Raw genomic sequence first — 23762 nt, forward strand, 5'->3', positions numbered from 1 at the left:
GGGCCACCCCTTCAACCATCGACGAACGCGGTCTCGTCGAGCGTGAAGCCATCCGCGACGAGGGTCTCGCTCGCGAGGCCAAGGAACACGGCGCGACGCACGACGTCGGCCGGGGTCCGCTCGCGCTCCAAGAGGTAGTCGAGCGTGATCGGCGACACGAGCCCTCGGAGCACCTTCTCTTCGGCGAACGTGAGGCGGAGGGCCTCGATGCGGGAGGGCGGCCTCGGCGAGGGGGCGAGGCGCCCTTTGACCTCACTCAAGAAGGACGTGATCTCGTCGGCCTCGTAGCTCGTTCTCACGCCTCGCGCGATGAGCTCGGGGCCACAAAACGCGAGCGGGATCGTCTCTTCGTGGGAGCGGGCCCCGCGCTGGAAGACGAGCGTCCCGCGCTGCCACTGAAAGAGCTCCTGAACCCGCGTCTCGACCTGATCGAAGATCGCGCGATAGAGCTCGACGGGGCGAAGGACCCCGAGCCCCACGAGGGCGTCCCCGAGCCGGCCCCCGAACCTGGGCAGCACCGCGAGGGCCCGATCGACCTCGACGCGCAGCACCGTGCCGTGCACGATGAGCTGCTCGCCGAGGAGCTCACGAGGGTCGGTCGAGACGACGAGCTCGGGCACGCCGTCGACGAAATAGACCTTCTTTCGACGCTCGGAGAGCGACTCGTCCGTCGACGCGTGCCGGCAGATCAAGACCCCCGTCTCGCGCGCGTGCACGATGCGGTAGAAGACCGAGACGAAGCCACGCCGATCGAACGGAATGGCCTTCTCCTCGGCCGCGAGCACGTCGCCGTCCCATCGGAACGCCGGGCTCGAGACGAAGCGGCGGAGCTCGGGGACGTCGGAGAGCTCCTTCGGTTCACCTCCCGCCCGAGACACCTGCGCCGTCGGAGAGAGCTTGCCGGTCACGAACAGCTCCACGAGCCTCGGGAGGGGGACGGACACGGGCTTCTCCCCGGGAGACACGCGGAGATCGAGCTCGGGCGCGGTGCCCCCGAACGGGTCGTCGACCGACGGCGGAGGAATGCTGCTCACCCTCCCCTCGAGCCTGCCCGGGGCGATCGTCCGCTTGCGCGACTCGTCGGTCTCGACGACCTCGGGGAAGAGCCCGAGCGTGCGCGCGATCCGTGAGAGCCCGCTCGGCGCGAGCCGTAGGCGCCGGCGCCGCACGACCTCTTCGACGGCGTCGGCGAAGAGCGTGGCCGTCGAGAAGCGGTCGGCGGGAGAGGGCGCGAGCGCCCGATACACGATCCGCTTCACGTCGTCCGGGACGTTCGTCGCGACGCGATCGAAGGCCGCGAGGCTCGCGTCCCGGATGCGCTCCAAGATCTCGATTTCGTTACCGAAACCGAAGAGCGGTGTGCGCGTGAGGAGCTCGGCGAGCACGATGCCCAGGGTGAAGAGATCGCTGCGCGGATCGAGCTCTTTTCCGAGGACCTGCTCGGGGGACATGTACCCGAGCTTGCCCTTCACCTGCCCCACGTTGGTGCGGCGCTCGAGCTCGGCGGCGCGAACGATGCCGAAGTCGGTGAGCTTCACCTCGCCTCCCCGCGAGATGAGCATGTTGCCGGGCGAGACGTCGCGGTGCACGAGCCCGAGGGGGCGCCCCGCGTCGCCGCGCATGGCGTGCGCGTGCTCGAGCGCGCGGAGCACCGAGAGCGTGATGTGGAGGACGACCTCGAGCGTGAGGGCGAGCTCCTCTTTGGCTGCCGCGCGTACGAGGCGGGCCACCGTGGTGCCCTCCACGTACTCCATCGCCATGTAGAGCTCGCCGTGGTCCTCGCCGAAGTCGAACACCTGGACGACGTTCGGGTGGCAGAGCCGAGCGGAGACGCGCGCCTCGTCGACGAACATGGCCACGAAGTCGGCGTCTTGGGCGAGCTCGGGGAGGATGCGCTTCACCGCGACGGTCTTCTCGAACCCGAACGGGCCGGTGCGCCGCGCGACGTACACCTCGGCCATCCCACCGGCCGCGATGCGACCGACCAGGGTGTACGGTCCGAGCGTCGACGGGGAGAACGGCGCGTCCATGCGCTCGGCATCGTACGCGAACTTACGCCGGGGAGGAAAAATCGCCTATGAGAGGGCCCGCATGGTCTCCGGCATCGCGATCGTCGACAAACCCCGTGGGATGACGAGCCACGACGTCGTCGGCCGAGCGCGGCGGGCGCTCCGCACACGCGAGATCGGGCACGCAGGCACCCTCGACCCGATGGCGACGGGGGTGCTCGTCCTCGGCGTCGGCGAAGGGACGAAGCTCCTCACGTTCCTGACCGCGGCGGACAAGGCCTACGAAGCGACGCTGGCCTTGGGAACGTCGACCGACAGCCTCGACGCCGACGGCGCGACCGACGCCACGGTGCCCGTCCCGCCGGAGGTGCTCGCCGAGCTCGAGATCCTCTCGCGGGAAGGACGGCTCGGCCCCCGCCTCCTCGAGGCCGTCCGCGCCGAGCTCGGTCGCACCTCTCAGGTTCCCCCTTCGTACTCGGCCATCCACGTGGATGGAGAGCGCGCGCACACCCTCGCGCGCCGGGGCGAGCTCGTGGCCCTCCCCGCGCGGCCCGTCACCGTGCACACGCTCGAGGTGGTCTCGGACGCGGGCGGCGAGCACCCCACCCTCTCCCTCCGCGTGTGCGCCGACAAGGGCTACTACGTGAGGTCGCTCGCGCGCGATCTCGCCCTGACGCTCGGCACGGTCGGGCACCTCACGAGCCTCCGCCGAACGCGCTCCGGTTGCTTCGACGCCAACGAGGCGGTCCCCCTCGCCGATCTGGCGAACCTCCCCCTCGTGCCCCTCGCCGAGGCGGCGCGCCGCGCCCTCCCCTCCGTCGTGCTCGACGATGCGCGCGCGCGGGACGCCCGCCACGGAAAACGAATCGCCCCCGAGCACCTCGGAGCTCTCGCCAAAGGCCCCGCCGCGTGGCTCGACCTCGAAGGGGCCCTCGTCGCCGTCGGTGAACGCACAGAGGACGGCGAGGGCAAGGTGCTCCGCGGCTTCGGACCGCGCTGAGGGCGGCCTCGGACCGACGCACGAGCGATGCCTCGTGGGCCTCTGGCTCGGCGCCTCGGCCGGCGATCCGGGCCTCGAGGCGCTACTTCTTCTTCGGCGCGGGTCCGGGCTTCGGCGGCGCCTTCCCGTCCTTGCGCTCCTTCGCGAGCTTGATGCGCTCCTCGGCCATCTTCCGGAGGGGCCCCTCGGGCTCGAGCTTCAGGTACGCCTCGTAGGCGGCGATGACCTCCTTCCACTTCCCGGCCTCGGCATACCTCCCACCCAGGTAAAAGTGCGCAGGACCATATTTGGGGTCCTTGGCGACGGCGGCCTCCAGATCGGCTTGCGCACCCGGCTTGTCCTGGGCGCCGAGCTTGCAGAGGGCGCGGTAGGTGCGGAGCTCGGCCGCGTCCTTCTTGGCGATCGCGCCGTCGAGCACGCGCACGCAGTCGGCGAAGGCCCCCACGTTCTTCAGCTCGAAGCCGACCGAGGCGAGCACCCCGAGGTCTCCGTTCGCGAGCTTCTCGGCCTTGAGGAGCTCTTCCTTGGCGGCGTCGTTCTTCTTCCAGGTGCCGAGCCACTGCCCGAACGTGAGGTGCGCGAGCGGATCCTGGGCGGCGAGCTTGGTCGCCTCGGCGAGCTCGGCGGTCGCTTCGGCCTCGCTCCCCTTCGTCGCGAGCGCGACGCCGTGGTTCAGCCGGAGCGCGGCGCTCTTCGGGTGCGCGGCGCTCGCCGTCTTCGCGACCGAGACGGCCTCGTCGACCCGGTTCGTGTCGAGGAGGAGCGCGGACAGGTTGAGGGACGCGGCCTCGTGGGCGGGCACGGTGGCGAGCGCGGCGCGGTAGTGCTTCTCGGCGCCGGCCTTGTCTTGTTTCTCGGTGAGGCCCCCGAGGTAGGCGTGCGCGTCGGCGTCGTTCGCGTCCTTCGCGAGGGCGGCCTCGAACGCGGCGCGCGCGGCGGGCTCGTTCCCCTGATCGAGCGCGGCCTTGCCCTTGACCACGTCCGGGCTCGGCCCCTTGGCGGCGGCCGGAGCCGGGTCCTTCGGTCCGCCGAGGGCGAGCGACGGAGGCAACGTCGGCGGCGCCTTGGGCGGCTCGGAAACGGGCTCCGGCCCGCCGCACGCGACGAGCGCCAACGCGAGACCCGACACGACAACTCCAGCCCGAAAACCCATCGTCATTGTGCTTCCTCCGAAATCGCGCGCTTGAGACGCGTGCGAATCTCCTTGAACCGTTCGCCCGGGGCCACCTTGGCTCCGTCGCGCTCGTTCACGTAGAAAACGTCGGCCACCCGCGACCCCTCGGTGTTGATCTTGGAGAGGGCGATCCCGAGACCGAGCTCGTAGAGCTCTTGCGCCACCGCGTGCAAGAGCCCGGGGCGATCCTTCGCGAAGACCTCGATCACGGTGTGCCTCGGCGAAGCTCGGTCGTCGACCACGACCTCGGTGGTGACCCGGGGGCTCGGGCGCTCGCGCGAGGGAGCCCGCCCGCCGGCGCGCTCGAGGAGGTAGTCGCGCGGGGTGATGCCCTCCGACACGAGCGTCTCGAGATCGCGCTTCAAGCGGGGCAAGAGCCGCTCGGCGAAGGCCCGATCGTCGCTGCGATCGCGGACGAGGAAGACGTCGACCGCCTCGTCGACGGTCGGGGACAGCTCGCGCGAGTGCACCTGCGCGGTGAGAACCTCGAGGCGCGAGCCCGTGATCGCTGCCGCGATCTTCGCGAGGAGCCCAGGGCGATCGTCCGCGACCACGCAGAGCTCGGCGACCCCCTCGTGCCGCGAGGGGAAGAGCTCGCACACGATCTCCCCCTCCCCGCGCGCCATCGCGAGCTTCGCGTGGGACAGGATCGACCGCGGGGCGCTGGCGAGCAGGTAGCGGTCGGGCATGCTCGCGAGGTAGGCGTCGAGCGCGTCGCGGGAGAGCGAGGGCTCCCGAGAGGTTTCCGCGAGCGCCCGCACGGTGGCCTTCACGCGCTCGATCCGGGCATCGTCGGCCATGGGCTTCTTGCCGCCCGCGAGGTGCGAATCGCAGGCAAAATAAAGCTCCTCGAGCATACGCGCCTTCCACGAGGTCATCGCCGTGGGAGAGGTCGTCGAGAGGTCGGTCACGGTCAGCAAGTAGAGATCGCGGAGCCCCTCGCGCCCCCGGAGCGTCCTCGCGAGGTCCTCGATCGTGTTCGGGTCGTCGAGGTCGCGGCGCGTCGCCACGTGGTACATCGTGAGGTGCTGCTCGACGAGGGCGACGGCCTCTTCGACCTCGTCGGCCGCGAGGCCGAGGCGCGGCAAGATCGTCTCGCACATGCGGGCGCCCACGATCGAGTGGTTCTTTCGCGAGCCCGTGTCGTCGGGGTATCCCTTGCCGACGTCGTGGAGGAGCGTCGCCAGGAACAGCGGCCGGCGCCGGACGATCTCGGCGGCGAGTCGCGACGCGAGCGGGTGGTCGGCCGCGAGGTCCCCCCGCGCGAGGGCACGCAGGCAGTCGACCGCGGCCACGCTGTGAACGTCGACCGTGTAGACATGGTAGACGTCGTGGTGGACGCGGCCGGTCACCGGGAAAAACTCGGGGATCATCGCGAGCAAGAGGCCGGTGTCGTGCAGCTCGCGCACCATGGAACCGGAGCGCGTGCGCACCTCGGCCACCTCCGTGACGAGCTCGACGAAGAGCGCCGCGGCCTCGGGGCTCCCGCGGAGGCGCTCGCAGAACGCCGGGTCGGCGGCGGCGCGGACCACGACGTCGCGCGCGAACGGGAGCACCGGAGCGCCTTCGCGCAAACATGCATCATACACACGAAACGCGAGCGCCGGCTCGCGTTCGAGCGCCTCCGGGTCGAGGGTGACCTGACCGTCGAAGAGGCGTACGCCGCGACCGAGATCGATCTCGACGGGTTTTCCGCGGCGACGCGGGGGCATGGCGCGCGAGAGGATCTGCTCACGCGACCGTGTCACCGTACGTGCGTGGATGTAGTAGTCCTGCATCATGCGCTCGGCGGCGGCGGCGCGCGCGAGGCCTTCGTCGTCTGCGCCCGGCGCTCCGTACCCGAGCTCGAACGCGATCGCCTCCTGTTGGTCGAACGTCAGACGATCGACGCGCCGCTTCGCCTTGGCGTGCAAGCGGTTCCGAACCCGCCAGAGGAACTCCTCGGCCGCCGCGATCTCGCGCGCCTCGCGGGGCACGAGCACCCCCATGCGCACGAGCTCGGCCCAGAAGCCCCCCGCGCGGAGGTCCCCGGCGCGGTACCGAGCGCGCGCTGCCCACCGCGCGACGTCGAGATCCCGCAGGCCACCGGCGCCGCTCTTCACGTCGGGCTCGAGGAGGTAGACCGAGCCACCGAAGCGCTCGTGCCGGCCCGCGACCTCCTCCTCGAGCCTCCCGAGAAACGTCGGCAGCTCCCCTTCGCTGAAGAGCCCCGCCATGGCCCGAGCGCCCAGATCGCGCTCGATCTCCGCGTCTCCGGCGAGGAGGCGCCCGTCGAGGAGCGACGTGGCCGTCGCGAGGTCTTTCTGCGCGAGCTCGAGGAGGGCGGAAGGCGTCGAGACCTGGAGACCGACGGACACGCCCGCGTCCCAGAGGGGGTAGAGCAGCGTCTCGGAGAGCGCTTCGGCGCGAGCGTCCTCGCGGCGGACGAGCAGGCGCACGTCGGCGTCGCTCCGTAAGGCGACGGCGCCCCTTCCGTACGAGCCCATCGCGACGAGGGCCATGTCGGAGACGGGGGTCGCCGCCGAGGCCTCGTCGAAGAGCATCGTGAGGATCGCGTCGAGGCGTCGTGCGTGCTCCACGCCGAGCTCGACGCCATCGGGGCCGTGCAGGGCGCGGTCGTCCTGCTCGGGGGGCGACGTGGTCAGGCGCGCCTCGAGCTCTTCCCGCAACGTCTGGACGACGGGCCGCAGGCGCTGCGTGAGCTCGTGTGCACGACCGTCGGCCTGTCGCGGGGGCTTCGCCATGGGCACCCGAGGCTAGTGCAGCGCCCTCCGGATGGCATCAAGTTCCGAGGCGTTCCAGCACGTCGACCGTTCTTCCGTGCGGGGTCCCGGCCTCCGTCGACGAATCGACCCAAGGGATCTCTCGTTCGCGCGTCTACTCGCGAAACGAGCCGTGCGCGCGCCGCGAAACGTGAAGCGGAGGGTGCGCGCACGCTCCCCACGTCCGGGCGAAACGCCCGAGTCAGGAAGGCCCATGCGTCGCATCTCGACCGCACTCGCCACCCTCACGCTCGTCCTCGCTTCGTCCGCGGCGTACGCCGACCCGACGCCCGCGGCGGGCTACTCCGAGGCCCGCGTCGAGGGCGGCCAGGTCGTCACCTTCGGCAACGACGACCTCCGCGGAGGCGGACCGAGCGCCCTCGGCGACACCATCCGCAAGCCGCCGGGTGCCGTCCGCGTGGGGCTGATTCGCCCGAGGTACAACTTCGTCCCGGAGCTCCTGAAGAGCGTCGAGAACCTCTGAGGGACGCGAACGCGACGATCGGCACCGACGCGCTTGCGGGGCCGGCCGAGTTCGGACTATGGTCTCGCCCGCCGCGAAGGTGGCGGAATTGGCAGACGCGCTGGATTCAGGTTCCAGTGGGGTAACTCCTGTACGGGTTCAACTCCCGTCCTTCGCACCGAAAACTCGATAGCCACGATGGCGCCACGCTGGCCGGAGCTCACGTTCCGGCCAGTGTCGTTTCGAAGCGCGCATTTTCGCGCAAATTCTTCTCGCGCAATGCGGCACGACATCGTTGAACCCGTGTTCACGTCGTGATAGACGCGCCCTCGTTCGCGGTCACCGCTTGCCGGCAGGCCCCCCGGCCCCACAAGCCACGTGGAACGCACAAGGAGAAGCTCACGTCATGGTCCAGTCCGCGGTTTCGAACGCCTCGCAAAAGGGCAAGATCGTTCAGGTTATCGGCCCCGTCGTCGACGTCGAGTTTCCCGACGGGAAGCTCCCGCAAATTCTGAACGCGCTCAAGGTCACGAACGCGAGCATCTCGGCCGACGCCGACAACCTCACCCTCGAGGTGGCGCAGCACCTCGGTGAGAACACCGTGCGCGCCATCGCGATGGACACCACCGACGGCCTCGTCCGCGGCGTCGAAGTGCGCGACACCGGCGCCCCGATCGCCATGCCGGTCGGACCCGAGTGCCTCGGCCGCATCCTCAACGTCATCGGCGAGCCCGTCGACGAGGCCGGCCCCGTCAACGCGAAGCGCACCTCGCCCATCCACAAGCCCCCGCCCGCTTTTCAAGACCAGTCGACCAAGGTCGAGATCTTCGAGACCGGCATCAAGGTCATCGACCTGCTCGCTCCTTACCGTAAGGGCGGCAAGATCGGCCTCTTCGGCGGCGCCGGCGTCGGCAAGACCGTCCTTATCCAGGAGCTCATCAACAACGTCGCGAAGAAGCACGGCGGCGTGTCCTGCTTCGCCGGCGTGGGCGAGCGCACCCGCGAAGGCTGCGACCTCTTCCTCGAAATGAGCGAGTCGAAGCTCGACACGGGCGCGCCGGTCATCTCGAAGACGGCCCTCGTCTTCGGCCAGATGAACGAGCCCCCGGGAGCCCGCGCGCGCGTGGCCCTCTCGGCCCTCACCGTCGCCGAGTACTTCCGCGACGAAGAAGGCCAGGACGTGCTCCTGTTCGTCGACAACATCTTCCGCTTCACGCAGGCCGGCTCGGAAGTGTCCGCGCTCCTCGGCCGTATCCCGAGCGCCGTCGGTTACCAGCCCACGCTCGCCACCGAGATGGGCGCGCTCCAGGAGCGCATCACCTCGACCAACAAGGGCTCGATCACCTCGGTTCAGGCCGTCTACGTGCCCGCCGACGACTTGACCGACCCGGCCCCGGCGACGACCTTCGCCCACCTCGACGCGACCACCGTTCTCAACCGCGACATCGCGGCGCTCGGTATCTTCCCCGCCGTCGACCCGCTCGACTCCACGTCGACCATGCTCGACCCGCAGATCATCGGCGCGCGCCACTACGGCGTCGCCCGCCGCATCCAGGGCACGCTGCAGAAGTACAAGGACCTGCAGGACATCATCGCGATCCTCGGCATGGACGAGCTCAGCGAGGACGACAAGCTCGTCGTGTCGCGCGCCCGCAAGATCCAGCGCTTCCTCTCGCAGCCGTTCTTCGTCGCCGCGCAGTTCACCGGCCTCCAGGGCCAGCTCGTCCCGCTCGAGGAGACGATCCAAGGCTTCGAGGAGCTCGTCGACGGCAAGTACGACGACGACGCCAAGTACCCGGAGCAGGCCTTCTACCTCGTCGGCAACATCGAGATGATGAAGAAGAAGGCCGCCGACCTCACGAAGAAGAAGTGAGCCCGAAGGCGCGGGGGAGGTTGTCTCTCCCGCGCCGCCCTTCCCCTCCTTACTCCCGGCACCTTCCATGGCCACCGACAAAATCGAGCTCGAAATCGTCACTCCGAAGGGCCTCGCGCTGAAGGCCTCCGTCGACGAGGTCACCGCGCCCAGCGTCAACGGCGAGTTCGGCATCATGCCGGGTCACTTGCCCGTCCTCGTCGCGCTCCACACGGGAGTCGTGACGTACCGCATCGGTAACGAGGCGAAGAAGGTCGCGGTCGGCGAGGGCTTCGCCGAGGGCGGCCCGAACAAGCTCCTCGTTCTCACGGAAGACTTCATCGACCGTGACGCGGTCGACCCGCCGGCGGTCCGCTCGCAGCTCGCCGAGGTCGAAGCCAAGCTCGAGAAAGCGACGCAGGCCGCCGACGCGGCCGACGCGGAAGCCACGCGCCTGCTCGTCATCCGGGAGAACTGGCTCGCGGCGCAGCTCGAGCTCATCGGCGATCCGCCGGCTCCCACCATGCATCCCGTCGCCGACCCCGAGCCGGAGGACGAGGAGAACGCGGTCATCGTCGAAGGCGAAGGCGGCTCCGAGCCGAGCGCGTGACCCGTGATCCCTGATCGTGTCCTCAAGGTCGTCTGGGGTGTGGCGACGCTCGGTGTCGTCGGCGTGGCGCTCACCATCTCGCTCGACAAGCCCTGGGTGAGCCCACAACCCCCGAAAGACGCGGCCGCCGACGCTCCCGAGGCGTCGACGAGCGCCGACGCAGCCCCGGCCGCCGAGCCGGTCCTCGACGTCGACGCGTCCCTCCCCAGCTCACCTTCTCTCACCTTGGATCTCATCGGCTCCTCGGACGCGTCCACGCGACACGTCAAGGTGGGCGTCGTGCTCGTGCAGTTCGCGGGGGCCCAAGGCGCGCTCCCCACCGCGCGGCCGAAAGCGAGCGCGCTCGAGCTCGCGCGAAAGCTCGCCGACGAGGCCAAGGTCGACTTCCATCAGGCGGTCACGCACGGCGACTCCGGCTCCGCCGACGACATCGGCCGTATCGGTCGGGGCATTCTGGAGCCCCAAGTCGAGGGCGTCGTGTTCGGGATGACCCCCGGCCAGACCAGCGAGCCCATCGAGACGCCTCGCGGATACTGGGTCGTGAAGCGTCTCGAATAGGCCCAAAAACTCTGCTAGGAAGCCCCGCCATGGCAACCATCGATATCACGCAGTCCCACCGCCTCACCCTCGACGACGCCAAGGCCAAGGCCGAAGAGCTCGCCAAGTCCATGGAGACCAAGTTCGGTCTCAGCTGGAAGTGGGCGGGCAACACGATCAACTTCGAGGCTCCGAGCGGCGCGGCGAAGGGCACCAAGGGCGAGGTCGCCGTCACCGACAAAGACGTGCGCGTGGCCATCGACCTGCCGTTCATGCTGAAAATGATGAAGGGCACGATCGAAGAGAAGATCAAAGAGCGCCTCGCTCAGTTCGCCTGATCGACCGCCCGGGGGGAAAGCGGAGGCGCCAGCCCTATGGGCCGGCGCCTTCCTGCGTTTGTGGCCTCGTCCAGGTCTTTCTTTCATAGGCGAACGAAGCCGCGTAAGCTCGTGAGCGAAAGTCCGCCGATTTCCGGGCGCGCAGAACGCGCTCGACGCGCGCACTTCCTACGGCCGATGACCGCACCCGAATCGCCACGTTCCGCCCCCAAGCTCCCCGACGCCGACCACGCCGCTCCGCCCACCGGCGACGAGTCTTCGGCCGCCGCGCTCTCCCGGCTCCGAGCCGAGGTCGAGCACGCCGGCGACACGATGCGAAAGGCTCGCCTGCTCTACGAGATCGGCGAGCTCGAGGAGCAAAGCGGCAACGACGGCGAGGCTGCCCGCGACTACCTCGCGGCGTTCAACACGGAGCCCGAGTTCCACGAGGCGCTCGAGGGCCTCGCACGAACCCTCGGAAAAAAGCGCTCTCCGACGAACTACGGACGCCTCCTCGAGAAGCTGGTCCAAGCCGCCGACTCGCCCGACGAGCGGGCACGCGCCCTCGTGGCGCGAGCGTCTTTCCTCGAGTCCCAAGGCGATCTCGAGGGAGCGCGCGGCGCGTTCCGAGACGCGATCGACGCACAAGCCTCACCGAACGAGGCCGCGCCCGCCTGGCTCGGGCTCGAGATCGTGGCCGCCAAGCTCCAGGACGGCCCCCTCCGTGAAGAAGCGCTCCTCGGCCGCGCCGAGCTTTCGGGCGACCCGACCTGGCGAGGGCTCTTGCTCGTCGACGCAGGTCACCTCGCGGAGACGTCGGGGGAGATCGATCGGGCCATCGAGCTCTTCGAGCGGGCGCGCGCGCTCGACGCGGGTGCGACGTGGATCGCGACCCGCGCGCTTTCGGCTTGTCTCGCGGGGAGCACCGCCGACGATGGGGCGAACCGGGGACGTCGAGCCTCGGACGTCCTCGAGGCCGAAGCCTCGCTCGTGCTCGATGCACGCACGAGCCCCGAGACCGGGGCTCGGCACGGCGTACCCCGGACGGTCCCCGTCGCGCATGCAATCGAGCGTCTCGTCACGGCGGCCGGCTACGCTCGCCTCGGCGGGGACATGGACCACGCGCGGGCGCTGCTCGACCGCGCCGCCCGGGTCCTCGACGAGACCGAGGGAGAGCGCGAGTCCCCCTCGTTCACGCGAAAGCTCGTGCTGGCATCGCGGATCCGCATCGCCGAGATCGTCGGTGACGTCGGCGCGGCGGCTCGGGACGCAGCGGCGTGGCTCCCTCACGAGACCGACGGTCGGCTCGCTGCGGCGCTCGCCATGCGCGTCGCCGAAGAGGCGGCGAGCCGCGGGGCCGGGCGGGAGGCCCTCGCCGCCGTCACGACGGCGACGCAGCGCGACCCGATGTGCGTGCCGGCGCGCGCGCTCGAGCTCGATCTCCTCGCCGACGCCCCCGACGTCCTCCCCTTCCTCGATCGGCTCGAAGGGCTCGAGCCGTCGTTCCCGACGGCCGAAGCGCGCGGGCGCGCAGCCCTCCTCGGCGCCTTCCTCTCCGCGACGCGCGCGCGTGACGTGGAGCGAGCCAAGCGGGCGCTCGATCGGGCCCGTGCGGCGACAGTCTCCCCGGAGACGACGGCGCGCCTCGGGCGAAGCCTCGCGAAGGCGCTCGGCGACGATGCGTTCTACCGCGATGAAACCATTCGACTTTTTGGTACTCTTTCGCCCGACGTAGCGACCGACGAGCGGCTCGCCGTCGCCTACGAGCTCCTCCACGAGCGCGTCGCCGCGAAGGACGTGGAGGGAGCGAAAGAGGCGCTCGCGCGGCTCGAAGGGCTCGACGACGGCAAGGAGATCGTGCGTCTCGCCTCCGTCTTCGTGCCGAGCCTCGGCTCGGACGATCGCACCTCGTCGGCCATCGCCGAGCTCGACTCCGGCGCCCATGGCACGGACGACTCGCGCACCTTCGGCCTTCTGTCGGCGCTGCTCGCGGCCTCCCGTGGGCATGGCGAGGCGGCGGTCGCGCGCGCGCGGGTGCTCGCGGAGGAAGAGCCCACCGACCCGTTCTCCGCCTATCTCTACGCCGACCTGTCGCGGCGCTTCGGGGCTCAAGAGACGGACGTCGCCAGCACGTTGGAGGGAGCCGCTCGCTCGATGGCCGACGCGCCGCTCGCCGCGGCGATGCACCTCGAGGCCGCCTTCCTGAGAGCGCGTGTGGGGCGCTTCGCGGAGGCACAATTGGCCTTCCGCGCCGCCAAGGAGCTCGATTCGGCAGCCGAGGTGGCGCACGCGTGGGCCGAGCGGACGCAGAACCTCGAGGCGCCCGACGCGCGGCGCGCGGCGCTCGATGCGGCCGAGGAGCGGCTGGGGTCGGGAGAGTGGCTCCTCGAACGCGCCGCGAACGCCATCGCGGCCGACGACCTCCCCGAAGCGCGGCGCGCGCTCGAGCGTGCCGAAGAGGTCGATCACGAAGCCATCCCTCTCGCCGCGGCGCTCGCGGTGCTCGGCTCCGCCGACGCCGACACCGACGCCGACGCGATGGACCGAGCGCTTCGACGCGTGGCGCTGCTCGGTCCCGAGGGCTCGCTCTTCGCGGCCGGCGAGCGCACGAGGCTCGCGCGTGACCTGGGGCACGACGACCTCGCGGAGGCCGCGGGCTCGTGGTTCGCCGCCGGAGGTGGGCTCGGGGCCGGCGTCGAGTGGCTCTCGGCTGCGATGGCCGCCGGGGACGGCATGCGCGAGGTGACGGCTCGCGAGGCTCTCGCCGAGGCCCTCCAAGACGAAGCACGCGAGGGTGTCGCCGCGAGCGCGCGCCTCTTCGACCGCGTCCTCGACGCCCAAACGCCGAAAGCGCTCGTCTCGGGTACCTCGCACGCCGTGCGGCTCGCGAACCTCGAGCTCTCCCCACCCGGCTCCGACCCACGGCGGCGCGCGGCCGCGCTCGATCGCCTCGGGAACGCCCTCGGCGAGGACACCGACGCCGACGTCGCCGCGCTCTCCGCGTGGTCCACGTACTACGCGGGAGACAAGCGCGCCGCGTTCGACCTCTTCCGGTCGGCCACCGCCGCTCGCGCGGGAGATCTGGGATCGTGGGAGGGTGTGCGGACCTGTGCGCACGAGCTGAACGACCTGACGACCTTCGCCGTCGCGAGCGAGCAGCTCGGCTCGCGTATGGCCAACGCGGCGCGCGCGGCCGTGCACTGGGAGCAGGCGGGGCTCTCGTGGCTCGAGCTCGGACAGGAGCAACGCGCCGAGGCGGCGCTCGACCAGGCCGTCTACCGCGATCCCGGTCGCCTCGTGGCCTTCGACAAGCTCTTCCGCCGCGTGCGCGACCGCAAGGATTCGGACAAAGTCCTCGACCTCGTCGAACGCAGGCTCGGCCACACCGACGACAGCGAGGAGGTCGCCCGGCTCTACTGGGAGCAGTCCCGCGCGCTCCGCGAAAAGGGCGACCTCGACGGCGCTCTCTACGCGCTCGAGAACGTCCAGACCATCGACCCGGATCACGTCGGCGCGCTCGCTCTGATGGGTGAAATCTACATCCGTCGGGGGCGCTACGAAGAGGCGGCCTCGTACCTCTCCCGCTTGGCGCACGTCGACGGCGCGCCGGCGAAGAACCGCATCACGGCCGGTGTCGCCGCGGTCGACCTCTACGAGAACAAGCTCTCGCGGCAAGACCTCGCGCTCGGAGTCCTGCTCACGCTCCACCGGGCGAAGATCTCGACCTTGCCCGTGCGCGAGCGGCTCGCCCGCGCGGCGGCTCGGACGGGCTCGTGGGAGCCCGCGAGCTCGATCCTCGAAGAGCTCATGGTGGAGCGCGACACGCGCGAAGGGAGGATCGAGGCGGCTCGCCTCGCCATGGTGATCTACCGGGATCGGCTGAAGGCCCCCTCGCGCGGCGTGAAGGCCGTCACGAAGCTCCTGGACGAGGCACCGACCGACGGCGAAGGGATCGATTTTCTCGTCGAGCACGACATCGAACGAGAGTCTCGGCGCCACCTGCTCGACAGGGCGCGGACCTCGCTGCTCGAGGCCTTGCGCCGTGAACCGGGGACGCCCGCCCACGCCAAGCGCCTCGCCCGAGTCACTCGCTCGCTCGGAGAGCCCGTGCTCGAGCACGCCGCGCTCTCGGTCGCGCTCGCGACGAACGGCCCCGACGGGTCCCTCGAGCAGATGCTCGCGCAGCTCTCGGCGAACAAACCGCGGGCTCCCCAGCTCGCCATGACCGACGCGCTCCTGAAGCGAGTGCTCGCTCCCGGCGACGACGGGCCCTTGGCCCAGCTCTTCGGCCTCCTTGGTCCGACCATCGCCGAGGCCCTCGGCCCGACGCTCGCGGCCCTCGGGGTCACGAAGAAGGAGCGCGTCGACCCGCGGAGCGGGCTCGCCCTTCGAAACGAGATCGCGGCGTGGGCGGGCGCCTTCGGGATCGCCGATTTCGAGCTCTACGTCGGCGGCAAGGACCCGACGGCCGTCCAAGGTGTCCCCGGGGAGGTGCCGGCCTTGGTGGTGGGGACGGGCGTGATGGCGCCGCTCTCGCCGCAGATCCGCTCTCGTGTGGCGCGCGAGCTCCTCTCCATCGTGCGCGGCACCGTCGTCACGCGGTGGCGCGACGACACCACGATCGCCGCGATCGCCGTGGCGGCCTGCAACATCGTAGAAGTTCGAATGACTTCGCCACCTTACGCGATCCTAGCCGAGGTCGAGCGGGCCCTCTCGAAGGCCATCGCGCGCAAGACCAAGAAGGCGATCGAGCCGGTGTGCCAGGCGCTCGCGCAGCAACCCCGCGACGCGAAGACGTGGGTGCCCCGGGCGATCGCCTCGCAGCACCGTGTGTCGGCGATCGCCTCGGGCGATGCGAGCGTCGTGCTCGCGGACGCGTTCGGCCTCTCGCTCCAAGACCTCCCCCGGGTCGCGCGCGAGGACCTCCGGTGCGCCGATCTGCTTCGGTTCGTCCTCTCTCCCGACTACTTCGACATTCGTCGCCTCCTCGGCCTCGAGGCCTCCGCATGAGCAACGAGAAGCTGCCCGATTTTTCCGACATCGACTGGGACGCGGCGCTCGACGAGTGGGAGCAGCGAGTCGTCGTTGCCCCGGGCGACGACCCCGACAAGGGCAAAGGGAAGGACGAGGGGTCGGCCGCTGCCGCCGCGCCACCGAAGGCGCCGAAGCCCCCTCCCCCGTCCCAGCCGACGATGGCCATGGCCGTCGAGCCGCGCGTCTCACGACCCGAACCGTCCGGCGGAGAGGAGCGACGTGGGGGGCTCGGACCGCTCTTCGCGCGAGGCAAGTCGGTCTCGCCGCCGGCGCGCACGTCGCAACCACCGACCGTCCCCCCCTTCGGCACACCCTCGGATGCGAGCGACCTCCACTCGCCGGATCTGAGGACCCCCGTCCCCGACCCGCCCGCCCGCGCCGACGACCGAGTGCCCGACAGTGCGCGCACCCGCGCGGTCGAGTACGAGCCGCCTCCGCGCGCCGAGAAGCCCGCGCGCGCGCTCCCGACGTTCGCCGACAAGTCATCGGACGACGCGCAGACGCGCGCCTTCACGATGGCCGAGCTGACGCAGGGGAGTCTCGACGACGACGAGCTCCCGGCCGAGAAAATCCCGACCGCGCCGCCGCCCGCGGACGCGGCCCCGGCCGATCCCGCGTTCTTCGACCGAGCCCCTCCAGAGGGGCGAACGCGAGCGATTTCGCTCGAAGAGCTCGCCGCAGCGGGCGAGATCGACGTCGAGGGCGACCTCACCTCGACACGAGCCACGAGGGGCGCGCCTCGGCTCCGCCCCCGAGCCCCGAGCCAGCCGACCCTCGTGGCCGAGCCACTCGGCGAGACGAGCCCGACCTCGGAGAGCAGCGCGACGGGGGCGTTCGGGCGCATCGACGATGGCCCCTCCCTCGACGACGACATCGCGGACGCACCCACCGGAGTGCCCGCGGCGGTCAAGCCTCAGACGAGCCCGAAGGCCCCCCCGCCCGTCCAACTCGATCCGCTCCCCCTCGAGCCGTCGGCGGGTGGCTTCGTGCCGCGCAGCGAGGTCTTTCGCCCACCACCGACGTTCGAGGCCGAGCGCCCCGCCCACGACTGGCTCGATGGAGCCGCGCTCGACACACTCCGCGAGCGGGCCTCGTGGCTCGAAGACGAGGCGCGGGCCCTCGAGGACGCCGAAGACCGCGCGCGCGCCCTCCTGTCGGTGAGCGAGCTACGCGCCATCGCCGGTGACGCCGACACGGCCGTGGCGCTCGCCGCCGAGGCTCGCCAGATCGCGCCTCACTTGCCGCTCACGTGGGCACAGACGCGCGGCCTCACGCCGCCGTCCGCTCCGCACGCCCTCGAAGAGCTCGACGCCGAGGTGCCGCACGCCCGTACGGCCGCGGCGCGCGTGCACGCGACGCTCCTCGCCGCCGACGTCGCGCGTGCGTCGAGCGATCTCGACGGTGCGCGGGCGCGGTGGGAGCAAGCGACCAAGCTCGATCCGGTCGACGTGCGCGCCCCGCTCGCGCTCGCGGCGGACGCGCTTGGCCGTCGCGACCACACGAGCCCGAGCCTCCGGCTGTCCGAAGTTCGTGAGTTCGAGCCCCTCGACAAGGCGGTGTCGCACATTCTCGCACTCCGCGGCGCCCCACGTTCGGAAGGCCTCCCGGACGCTCTCGTACCCAACGACGCGATCCGCAGGCTTCGCCATTTCGTCGACCTCCGAGACTTCGCCTCGGCGCAGGCCACCGCCGCGGAGATCGGGCGCGTCGTCGGGCTGACGAAGGCCGCCGCGTGGCTCTCGTCCGCCTTCGGTGCCCTCGCCATCGGCACGCGTAAGGCCTCGCAAAAGACGCTGCGGAGCCTGTCCGAAGCGGGCGATCGCCTCGCGAGGCGCGCTCACGTCGCGCGGAGCCTCGAGCTCTCGGACAAGGAGGCGGTGCTCGGGGCCCTCACGAGCCCCGACGCCTTCTCGCCCGAAGAGATCGCGGTCCTCACGGCGCTTGCCGGCGGCGACCCGCGGCCCTCGCTCGAGCCCCTCGGTGAAGCGCTCGACGTGCTCCGAGCGGCCTTGTGCGGAGCGACTTTCGAAGGAGAATCGCGCGCCTCGCACGTCGCGGGGGACGTGCCCGCGAGAGCGAAGGTGCGTCTCGCGCGCCTCGCCGCCGCCGGCGCAGCGACCGCCGGGCTCGCGGCGGCCCACGGCGACCTCGGCGAGCCCACGAGGGCCGAGGACGCCGTGCTCACGTTCCGCGCCATCGTAGACGGAGATGCGAATGTCCTCGGCGAAGCGCTCGCGACGCTCGCAAGCTCCGCGGACACGTCACGCGCAAGGGACCGACACCTCGCGCGCGCCCTCGTCGCCGAACGGAGCGGCGATCGGATGCGCGCGGCCGTCGCGCTCCGAGCGGCGCGCGACGGCTCGAGCCCGGCCGAGAGCTGGACGCGCATGGCCATCGCCGCCGACGACGCGCTCGACGTCACGACGGAGCTGCTCGAGACGGCGCGCGGGCTCTCGGGGGCGACGGCCGCCATCCTCCGGCTGGAGGCCACGACACGGGAAGACCTTCCCGACGAGACCCGTCAGGCCGAAATCGTCGCCGCTCACGCGGACGCTCCCGGGCTCGGTCTCGCGGCTTTCTTCGCCGAACGTGGCGCGCGCCGCGCGGGAGACGAAGCCGAGGTCCTCCGGTGGACGCGCGAGCGCCGGCAGGCGTCCGAGGACGCGCTCGAGCTCGCCCTTGACGGCGTCCGCGAGGCGCTCCTCGTCGCCGACGTCGACATGCCCCTCGCGGCGGAGCGGGTCGCCGAGGCTCACGCCGCCTTCCCGAACGACGTCGCGCTCCGCGAGCTCTACGAGCGCCTCGATCCGCAGGCGCCGCGGGCTCCCTTCCGGGAGGCCCAGTCCGCGATCTCGACGGGCGACGCAAAAGCGCTCTTCGCGATGCAGGCTGCCCTGGAGCACGTCGCGCACCACGACACGGAGAACGCCCTCGCCCAGACTCGACGAGCGGTCGAGGCGGGCGCCGACGGACCAGCCACGGTCTGGCTCGATCGCCTCGAGATCGAGGCCGGTGAGGCCTCTCGGCTCGCCGACGTCTTGCTCGAAGAGGCCAAGGCCGCGGAGACCCCCGGGCTTCGTCGCGAAGCCTACGAGCGCCTCGCCGAGCTCGACGCCAAAGGGCGCAAGGACCAGGCGAGCGCACTCCTCTGGCACCGCTCCGTCCTCGAAGAGGAACCGTCGCATCTCCCCAGCCTTCGCTACATCGAGCACTCCCTCGTCGGCGAAGGGCGCGACGCGGAGCTCGATCCGGTGTTCGTCTCGATCGCGCAGGCGCTCGGATCGGGGAGCGCTCCCGAGTGCTCGGCCCACGCGTACGCCGCGTGCGAGCTCCGGACGCGCGCCCCCGAGGGCGGTGGGTGGGAGACCGCGTTCGACGTCGTCAAGCTCGCGTACGAGTCGGCTCCCACCTTGTGGGCGACACGCGCACTCTATTCTCACGCGCGGGCCCGCAAGGACGACGCCCTCGTGCTGGTGGCACTCTCGCGCCTCCTCGACGAGTCGACGAGGGCCTCGGAGACGGCCTCTCTCCTCCTCCGAGCGAGCGAGGCCGCGGCCCGGCTCGGCTCTCCCGAAGACGCAAAAACCTACCTCGAGCGCGCCGCGGCCGCCGATCCGGGCGACGTCATCACGTGGGGCTTCCTCGCCGAGGTTCGCTCTCACGCCGGCGATTTGCGCGGCGCCGCTGAGGCTTGCGAGAGTCAGGCCCGCACGAGCGTGGTGCGCGAGCATCAGCTCGTCGCTTGGTACGACGCGGCCCGGACCTGGCTCGAGTCGCTCGGTGACGAGGAGCGCGGGGTGCTCGCTCTCGAGCAGGCGGCCATGCTCGATGCGAGCTACGCCGACGTCTACGATCGCCTCTTCGCCCTCTACACGGCCCAGAAGAAGGACGTCGCCCTCGCCGAGCTCCTCGAGTCGAGGCTCGCGACGATCGAGGATCCGGAGGCGCGCGTGTCGCTCGAGGTTCAGCTCGGGAGGGCCCTCGCCGAAATGGGCGACGTCGCACGGGCGCGCGAGGTCCTCAAGGCGGCGCTCGACGTGCGCCCGGACCACCGCGAGGCGCTCTTCACCGTCGCCGACATCTACGTGAAAGAGGGCGCGCACGAAGAAGCCGAGAGCGCCTACGTGGCCCTCTCGCGACTCGCGCTCTCGTCGGCCGAGTCGGTGCGTGTCTTCGACGCGCTGGCGACCCTCTACGCGGGGCCTCTCGGGAACCTCGGCCGGGCGGAGGTCGCGCTCCAAGAGGTGCTCAAACACGCGCCCGACGACGTCGCCACGCTCGAGAAGCTCGTGGCCGTCTACCGTCGGCGCAACGACGTCCCCCGCGCGGTCGAGGTCAAGCAGCAGGTCGTCGGCCTCGCCAAGACGCCCGAAGACCGGCTGGCACGCCTCGTCGAGCTGTCTCAAATCCACGAGACGACGGGCCGGGATCCACGAAAGGCCGAGCAGACGCTCGAGGCCGCCCGAAAGGAATTTCCCTTGTCGGTCGTGGCCCTCCGCGCGCTCGCCGAGTTCTTCGCGCGGCATAACCAGCAGCCCGCGATGCACGTGCTGCTCGATCGCGCGGCGAGCGACGCACGGCGAGCGTTCGCGGGTGGACGCTTCGTCACGTCCCTCTTCGAGACCCTCGCGACCGCGTACGAGCTGCGTGGCAAGGCCGACGCGGCACGCGTCGTGTCCGCGACGCTCGCGGCCATCTCCGACCAACCCTCCGACCTTCGTGGCGCCGAGCTCGCGGCGGCCAGCGCGGAGCTCGACGATCTGCTCGCGCCCGAGGTGCTGAGCCCCGCGCTGCGGGGTCTCCTCGCCCGCGCGGGCGACGGCCTAGATCGCGGAAACCCCATGGATTCCGAAGGTTTGGACGCCATTCCTCTCGACCCTTCGTCGCCGCTGGCGCCGCTCATCAAGGGCGCGGGCAACGCGATGGGGCTCTCGGGGCTGCTCGTGCTCGTCTCGCCGCGCGTCGGCGCCGTGGCGCTGCCGAAGACGAGCACACCTCCCACGATCGTCCTCGGGGAGCGCCTCCTCGGCATGGGGAGCGACAAGGCCCGCGCGTTCCTCATCGTTCGCGCTCTCAAGCTCGTCTCGGTACGCGCTTCGGCCCTCGTGCGCGGCAAGTCCGAGGAGGTCAACGCGCTCGTCTCGGCGTGGCTCTCGCTCTTCAACCCGAGCTGGAAGCCCGCGAACGTACCCCAGGGGCTGCTCGGCGACATGCAGAAGCGCCTCCGCCCCACGATGCCCGCCGAAGACGCAGGTCTCGGGGTCATGGCGCTCGAGGCGGCCGGGCAGCTTGGGACGTCCGGTCCTCAGCTACGTTCCGCGATCATGGGCTGGGCGAACCGCGTCGCGCTGCTCGCCGTCGGAGATCCCGGGGCCGCGCTGGATGCCATCGCGTGGACGATGAAGGAAGACCACGCACCTCACGGCGCGGAGGAGCGCCCGGCGTGGGTGGCTCGCAACGCCGAGGCGCGTGACCTCATGACGTTCTCGGTCAGCGACGCGTACGCGGAGGCGCGCTCCCGCCTCGGCCTGTAACGGTCGTGCGAGGTCGTACGTGCGCGCCGTCAGTCGACGCGCACGTGCACGGCTTCGCTGCGTACGTCCCCAGCCCCCTCGGCCACGAGGACGTGCTCCCCAGGGCTCAGGGCAAAGGAGAGCGGCTCACCGATCCGCGACGAGAGCACGACCTTTCCGTCGAGCCGGAGGCGGACCGGGGCGCCGAGCGTGCCGGCGACGCGGACAGGGACCGTCTGCTGCGACAGAGGGCGATCGGGATCACGCGCGAAACGTGCGCCGTCTCGCGGGGCCATGATCTGGAGGTAGGCCGCATTTTTCGCCGACCTCCCGCCGCACAAGGGGGACCCGTCGGTCGGCTCGAGCGGACGCATGGCGGCCTTCGCCCACGCGACGAGCTCCGGGGGGTACGCCTCGACGTGCCGCTCGCTCACGACGGAGCGCGGGCACTCGGCGGAAGCGAGGAGACCATTGCGCGTGTCGACCTCGACCGTCGTGTGGAAGGCGCACGGTTGTAGTTGGCGCTCGCGAGGGACACGCTCGCGGACCGTGTGGGAGCACCCGGTATGGGGTGCACCGCCGGAGAGCGCGCACACGGTGACGTCGTGAAGCTCGTCGGCCTCGGACGAGGTGAGCTTGTCTCCCTCGTGCCCTCGCATCGCGGCGAGCATGATGGCCTGAAAGACCGGGGCCGCGCCCGTCACGCCGCTCACCCCCTGCATCGGAGATCCGTCGAAGTTGCCTACCCACACGGCGACCGTGAACCGATCGGTGAAGCCGACGGCGTAGTTGTCTCGGAACGCCTTCGACGTGCCGGTCTTCACCGCCGCCGGGAACGGCAGGTCGAGCGCGCTCCGCTCTCCGAAGGCCGGGACGCGCGCGCCCTTGTCGGCCAAGACGTCGGCTATCGCCGCGGCGACGACGCGCGGGAAGACGCGGTCACGCGGTCGCGTGGCGACCTCGCGGAGCTGTCCTTCGCGCGCCTCGATGCGGAGCACCGCGCGGACCGGGAGGCTCTCCCCTCCACGTGCCAACGTCGCGTAAGCATTCGCTAAGTCGACGAGCCTCACTTCGCCGTCGCCGAGCGCCAGCGCGGGGCCGTAGTGGGCCGCGTCGCGCGTGAGGCTCGTCATCCCGAGCGCGCGGAGGCGCTCGAGCAGGGCATCTTCGCCGACGCGGAGCGCAACGTGCACGGCGGGCACGTTGTAGGAGCTCCCGAGCGCCTCGCGCAGCCGGACGGGGCCATGGAACCTCTCGTCGTAGTTCTTCGGCCGATACACGCCGGAGGGGAGCTCGACGGAGAGCTCGACGTCCGGCAGGACGGACGCGCTCGTGAGCCCGAGGCGCTCCATTCCGAGGCCGTAGACGAACGGCTTCAGGGTCGAGCCCGGCTGCCTCAGGGCGACGACGCCGTCGTTCTGGCCGAGGTGCTTCGCGTCGTCGAACGCCGGAGATCCAACGTAGGCGAGCACCTGCCCGGTGGCGTTGTCGAGCACGATCGCCGCCCCGGCCGTCACGTGTTTCCCAGCGAGAGGCCGGACGATCGAGCGGACCTGGGCTTCGACCTCGCTCTGCAAATCGGGATCGATCGAGAGGACCACCCGACGGGCAGAGCCGAGATCGACGCCCCCACCGAGCTCGGCGAGAGCCCCGCTCGCGAGCCCCGCGACGAGGTGGGGCGCTCCGAAGACGGGCCTCGTGAACCTAGGCGCGAGCGGCTCGGCGAGCGCACGACGGTACACCTCCTCCGAGATCGAGCCGGCCGCGCGCATGCGCCCGAGGACCCGGTCGCGGCGACGGAGGACGAGATCGGTGCGCTTGCCCACCGTGTAGAGCGAGGGGCCACGAGGGATCGAGGCCAAGGTCGCCGCCTCGGCCACCGAGAGATCGCGCGGAGCCTTGTCGAAGTAGACCCGGCTCGCTGCCCCTATCCCGCGAACGTCGGGACCGAACGGCGCGCGATTGGCGTACTCCTCGAAAATGCGCCTCTTCGGCAGCGCGGCCTCGATGCGGAGCGCGAGCGCGGCCTCGTCGACCTTCCCCCGGAACGTGCGTGGGTGTGGCGCGACGAGCCGCGCGAGCTGCATGGTGAGGGTCGAGCCCCCGGAGACGACGCGTCGATTCCACACGAGCTGCGCTGCGGCCCGGACGACGGCGAGCGGGTCGATCCCGGGATGCAGCCCGAAGCGGGCGTCCTCGGCGGCCAGGATGGCGGCGCGGGTCGACTCCCCGAGGTCGTCGAACGGGACCCACGAGGCTCGGACGTGCTCCTTGCCACGCACCTCGCGGAGCGGGGTGCCGTCGCGGGCGACGTAGAGCACCGAAGCGGACGCGTGCGCCCCCGAGCCCCCGAGCCCCTCGGGAAGCGAGAGGCCGGCGGCGCGCTCGACGAGCACGACGAGCGGGAAGAGCACGAGGGCGAGCAGCACCCGAACGACGCGCGTCGCTCGTGAGCTTCGCTTCGCCCGCCCCGGTCGCCCGAGAACGGCGC

The 23762-nt window shown here is 71.1% G+C and carries 12 protein-coding genes and 1 tRNA gene; 9 read left to right on the top strand and 4 right to left on the bottom strand.

Annotation, left to right across the window (positions count from 1 at the left end; all coding sequences use genetic code 11):
• Nucleotides 1-11 precede the first annotated feature (11 nt).
• Nucleotides 12-2030, bottom strand: a complete 2019-nt coding sequence (locus IPK71_22200) for a serine/threonine protein kinase (GenBank protein MBK8216451.1) — start codon at nucleotides 2028-2030, stop codon at nucleotides 12-14.
• 61 nt (nucleotides 2031-2091) lie between these two features.
• Here IPK71_22200 and truB point away from each other — a divergent pair, with 61 nt between their 5' ends.
• Nucleotides 2092-3009, top strand: a complete 918-nt coding sequence (gene truB / locus IPK71_22205) for a tRNA pseudouridine(55) synthase TruB (protein MBK8216452.1) — start codon at nucleotides 2092-2094, stop codon at nucleotides 3007-3009.
• 82 nt (nucleotides 3010-3091) lie between these two features.
• Here the strand turns inward: truB and IPK71_22210 are convergent, their stop codons facing one another.
• Both IPK71_22210 and glnD read right to left on the bottom strand, forming a co-directional pair.
• Nucleotides 3092-4162, bottom strand: a complete 1071-nt coding sequence (locus IPK71_22210) for a tetratricopeptide repeat protein (protein ID MBK8216453.1) — start codon at nucleotides 4160-4162, stop codon at nucleotides 3092-3094.
• A 2-nt stretch (nucleotides 4163-4164) separates the two neighbouring features.
• Nucleotides 4165-6927, bottom strand: coding sequence for a [protein-PII] uridylyltransferase (glnD, locus tag IPK71_22215; protein ID MBK8216454.1), 2763 nt, complete (start codon nucleotides 6925-6927; stop codon nucleotides 4165-4167).
• A 232-nt stretch (nucleotides 6928-7159) separates the two neighbouring features.
• Between glnD and IPK71_22220 the strand changes: the two genes are divergently transcribed.
• The 8 genes from IPK71_22220 (at nucleotide 7160) to IPK71_22255 (ending at nucleotide 21292) form a co-directional block, all read left to right on the top strand.
• Nucleotides 7160-7429 carry a hypothetical protein gene (locus tag IPK71_22220; protein ID MBK8216455.1) on the top strand — a complete coding sequence of 90 codons (270 nt, stop codon included), beginning with the start codon at nucleotides 7160-7162 and terminating at the stop codon, nucleotides 7427-7429.
• 73 nt (nucleotides 7430-7502) lie between these two features.
• A tRNA-Leu gene (locus tag IPK71_22225) sits at nucleotides 7503-7586 on the top strand.
• 228 nt (nucleotides 7587-7814) lie between these two features.
• Nucleotides 7815-9281, top strand: a complete 1467-nt coding sequence (gene atpD / locus IPK71_22230; GenBank protein MBK8216456.1) for a F0F1 ATP synthase subunit beta — start codon at nucleotides 7815-7817, stop codon at nucleotides 9279-9281.
• 67 nt (nucleotides 9282-9348) lie between these two features.
• Entirely contained in the window at nucleotides 9349-9870 is a 522-nt protein-coding gene (atpC, locus tag IPK71_22235; protein MBK8216457.1) for an ATP synthase F1 subunit epsilon, read from the top strand.
• Nucleotides 9871-9873: 3 nt separating this feature from the next.
• A complete protein-coding gene (locus IPK71_22240; protein MBK8216458.1) occupies nucleotides 9874-10428 on the top strand; it encodes a peptidylprolyl isomerase in 555 nt (184 codons plus the stop codon).
• A 29-nt stretch (nucleotides 10429-10457) separates the two neighbouring features.
• Complete coding sequence (locus IPK71_22245) at nucleotides 10458-10745, top strand: polyhydroxyalkanoic acid system family protein (GenBank protein ID MBK8216459.1); 288 nt, start codon at nucleotides 10458-10460, stop codon at nucleotides 10743-10745.
• Nucleotides 10746-10922: 177 nt separating this feature from the next.
• Nucleotides 10923-15734 (top strand): tetratricopeptide repeat protein, encoded by a 4812-nt coding sequence (locus IPK71_22250; GenBank protein MBK8216460.1) that lies wholly within the window; start codon nucleotides 10923-10925, stop codon nucleotides 15732-15734.
• A complete protein-coding gene (locus IPK71_22255; GenBank protein MBK8216461.1) occupies nucleotides 15731-21292 on the top strand; it encodes a tetratricopeptide repeat protein in 5562 nt (1853 codons plus the stop codon). The genes IPK71_22250 and IPK71_22255 overlap by 4 nt, the downstream gene beginning before the upstream one ends.
• 29 nt (nucleotides 21293-21321) lie before the next feature.
• On the opposite strand, the gene pbpC is transcribed toward IPK71_22255, so the two are convergent.
• On the bottom strand, nucleotides 21322-23700 hold the full coding sequence (gene pbpC / locus IPK71_22260) for a penicillin-binding protein 1C (protein ID MBK8216462.1): 2379 nt from the start codon (nucleotides 23698-23700) through the stop codon (nucleotides 21322-21324).
• Nucleotides 23701-23762 lie beyond the last annotated feature (62 nt).

Source organism: Myxococcales bacterium, assembly GCA_016712525.1.
GTDB lineage: Bacteria > Myxococcota_A > Polyangia > Polyangiales > Polyangiaceae > JAAFHV01.

Coding starts and splice junctions, on each gene's coding strand:
- atpC (MBK8216457.1), top strand. CDS start 9,349: ATGGCCACCGACAAAATCGAGCTCGAAATCGTCACTCCGAAGGGCCTC.
- truB (MBK8216452.1), top strand. CDS start 2,092: ATGGTCTCCGGCATCGCGATCGTCGACAAACCCCGTGGGATGACGAGC.
- IPK71_22255 (MBK8216461.1), top strand. CDS start 15,731: ATGAGCAACGAGAAGCTGCCCGATTTTTCCGACATCGACTGGGACGCG.
- IPK71_22245 (MBK8216459.1), top strand. CDS start 10,458: ATGGCAACCATCGATATCACGCAGTCCCACCGCCTCACCCTCGACGAC.
- IPK71_22210 (MBK8216453.1), bottom strand. CDS start 4,162: ATGGGTTTTCGGGCTGGAGTTGTCGTGTCGGGTCTCGCGTTGGCGCTC.
- IPK71_22200 (MBK8216451.1), bottom strand. CDS start 2,030: ATGGACGCGCCGTTCTCCCCGTCGACGCTCGGACCGTACACCCTGGTC.
- IPK71_22220 (MBK8216455.1), top strand. CDS start 7,160: ATGCGTCGCATCTCGACCGCACTCGCCACCCTCACGCTCGTCCTCGCT.
- glnD (MBK8216454.1), bottom strand. CDS start 6,927: ATGGCGAAGCCCCCGCGACAGGCCGACGGTCGTGCACACGAGCTCACG.
- IPK71_22250 (MBK8216460.1), top strand. CDS start 10,923: ATGACCGCACCCGAATCGCCACGTTCCGCCCCCAAGCTCCCCGACGCC.
- atpD (MBK8216456.1), top strand. CDS start 7,815: ATGGTCCAGTCCGCGGTTTCGAACGCCTCGCAAAAGGGCAAGATCGTT.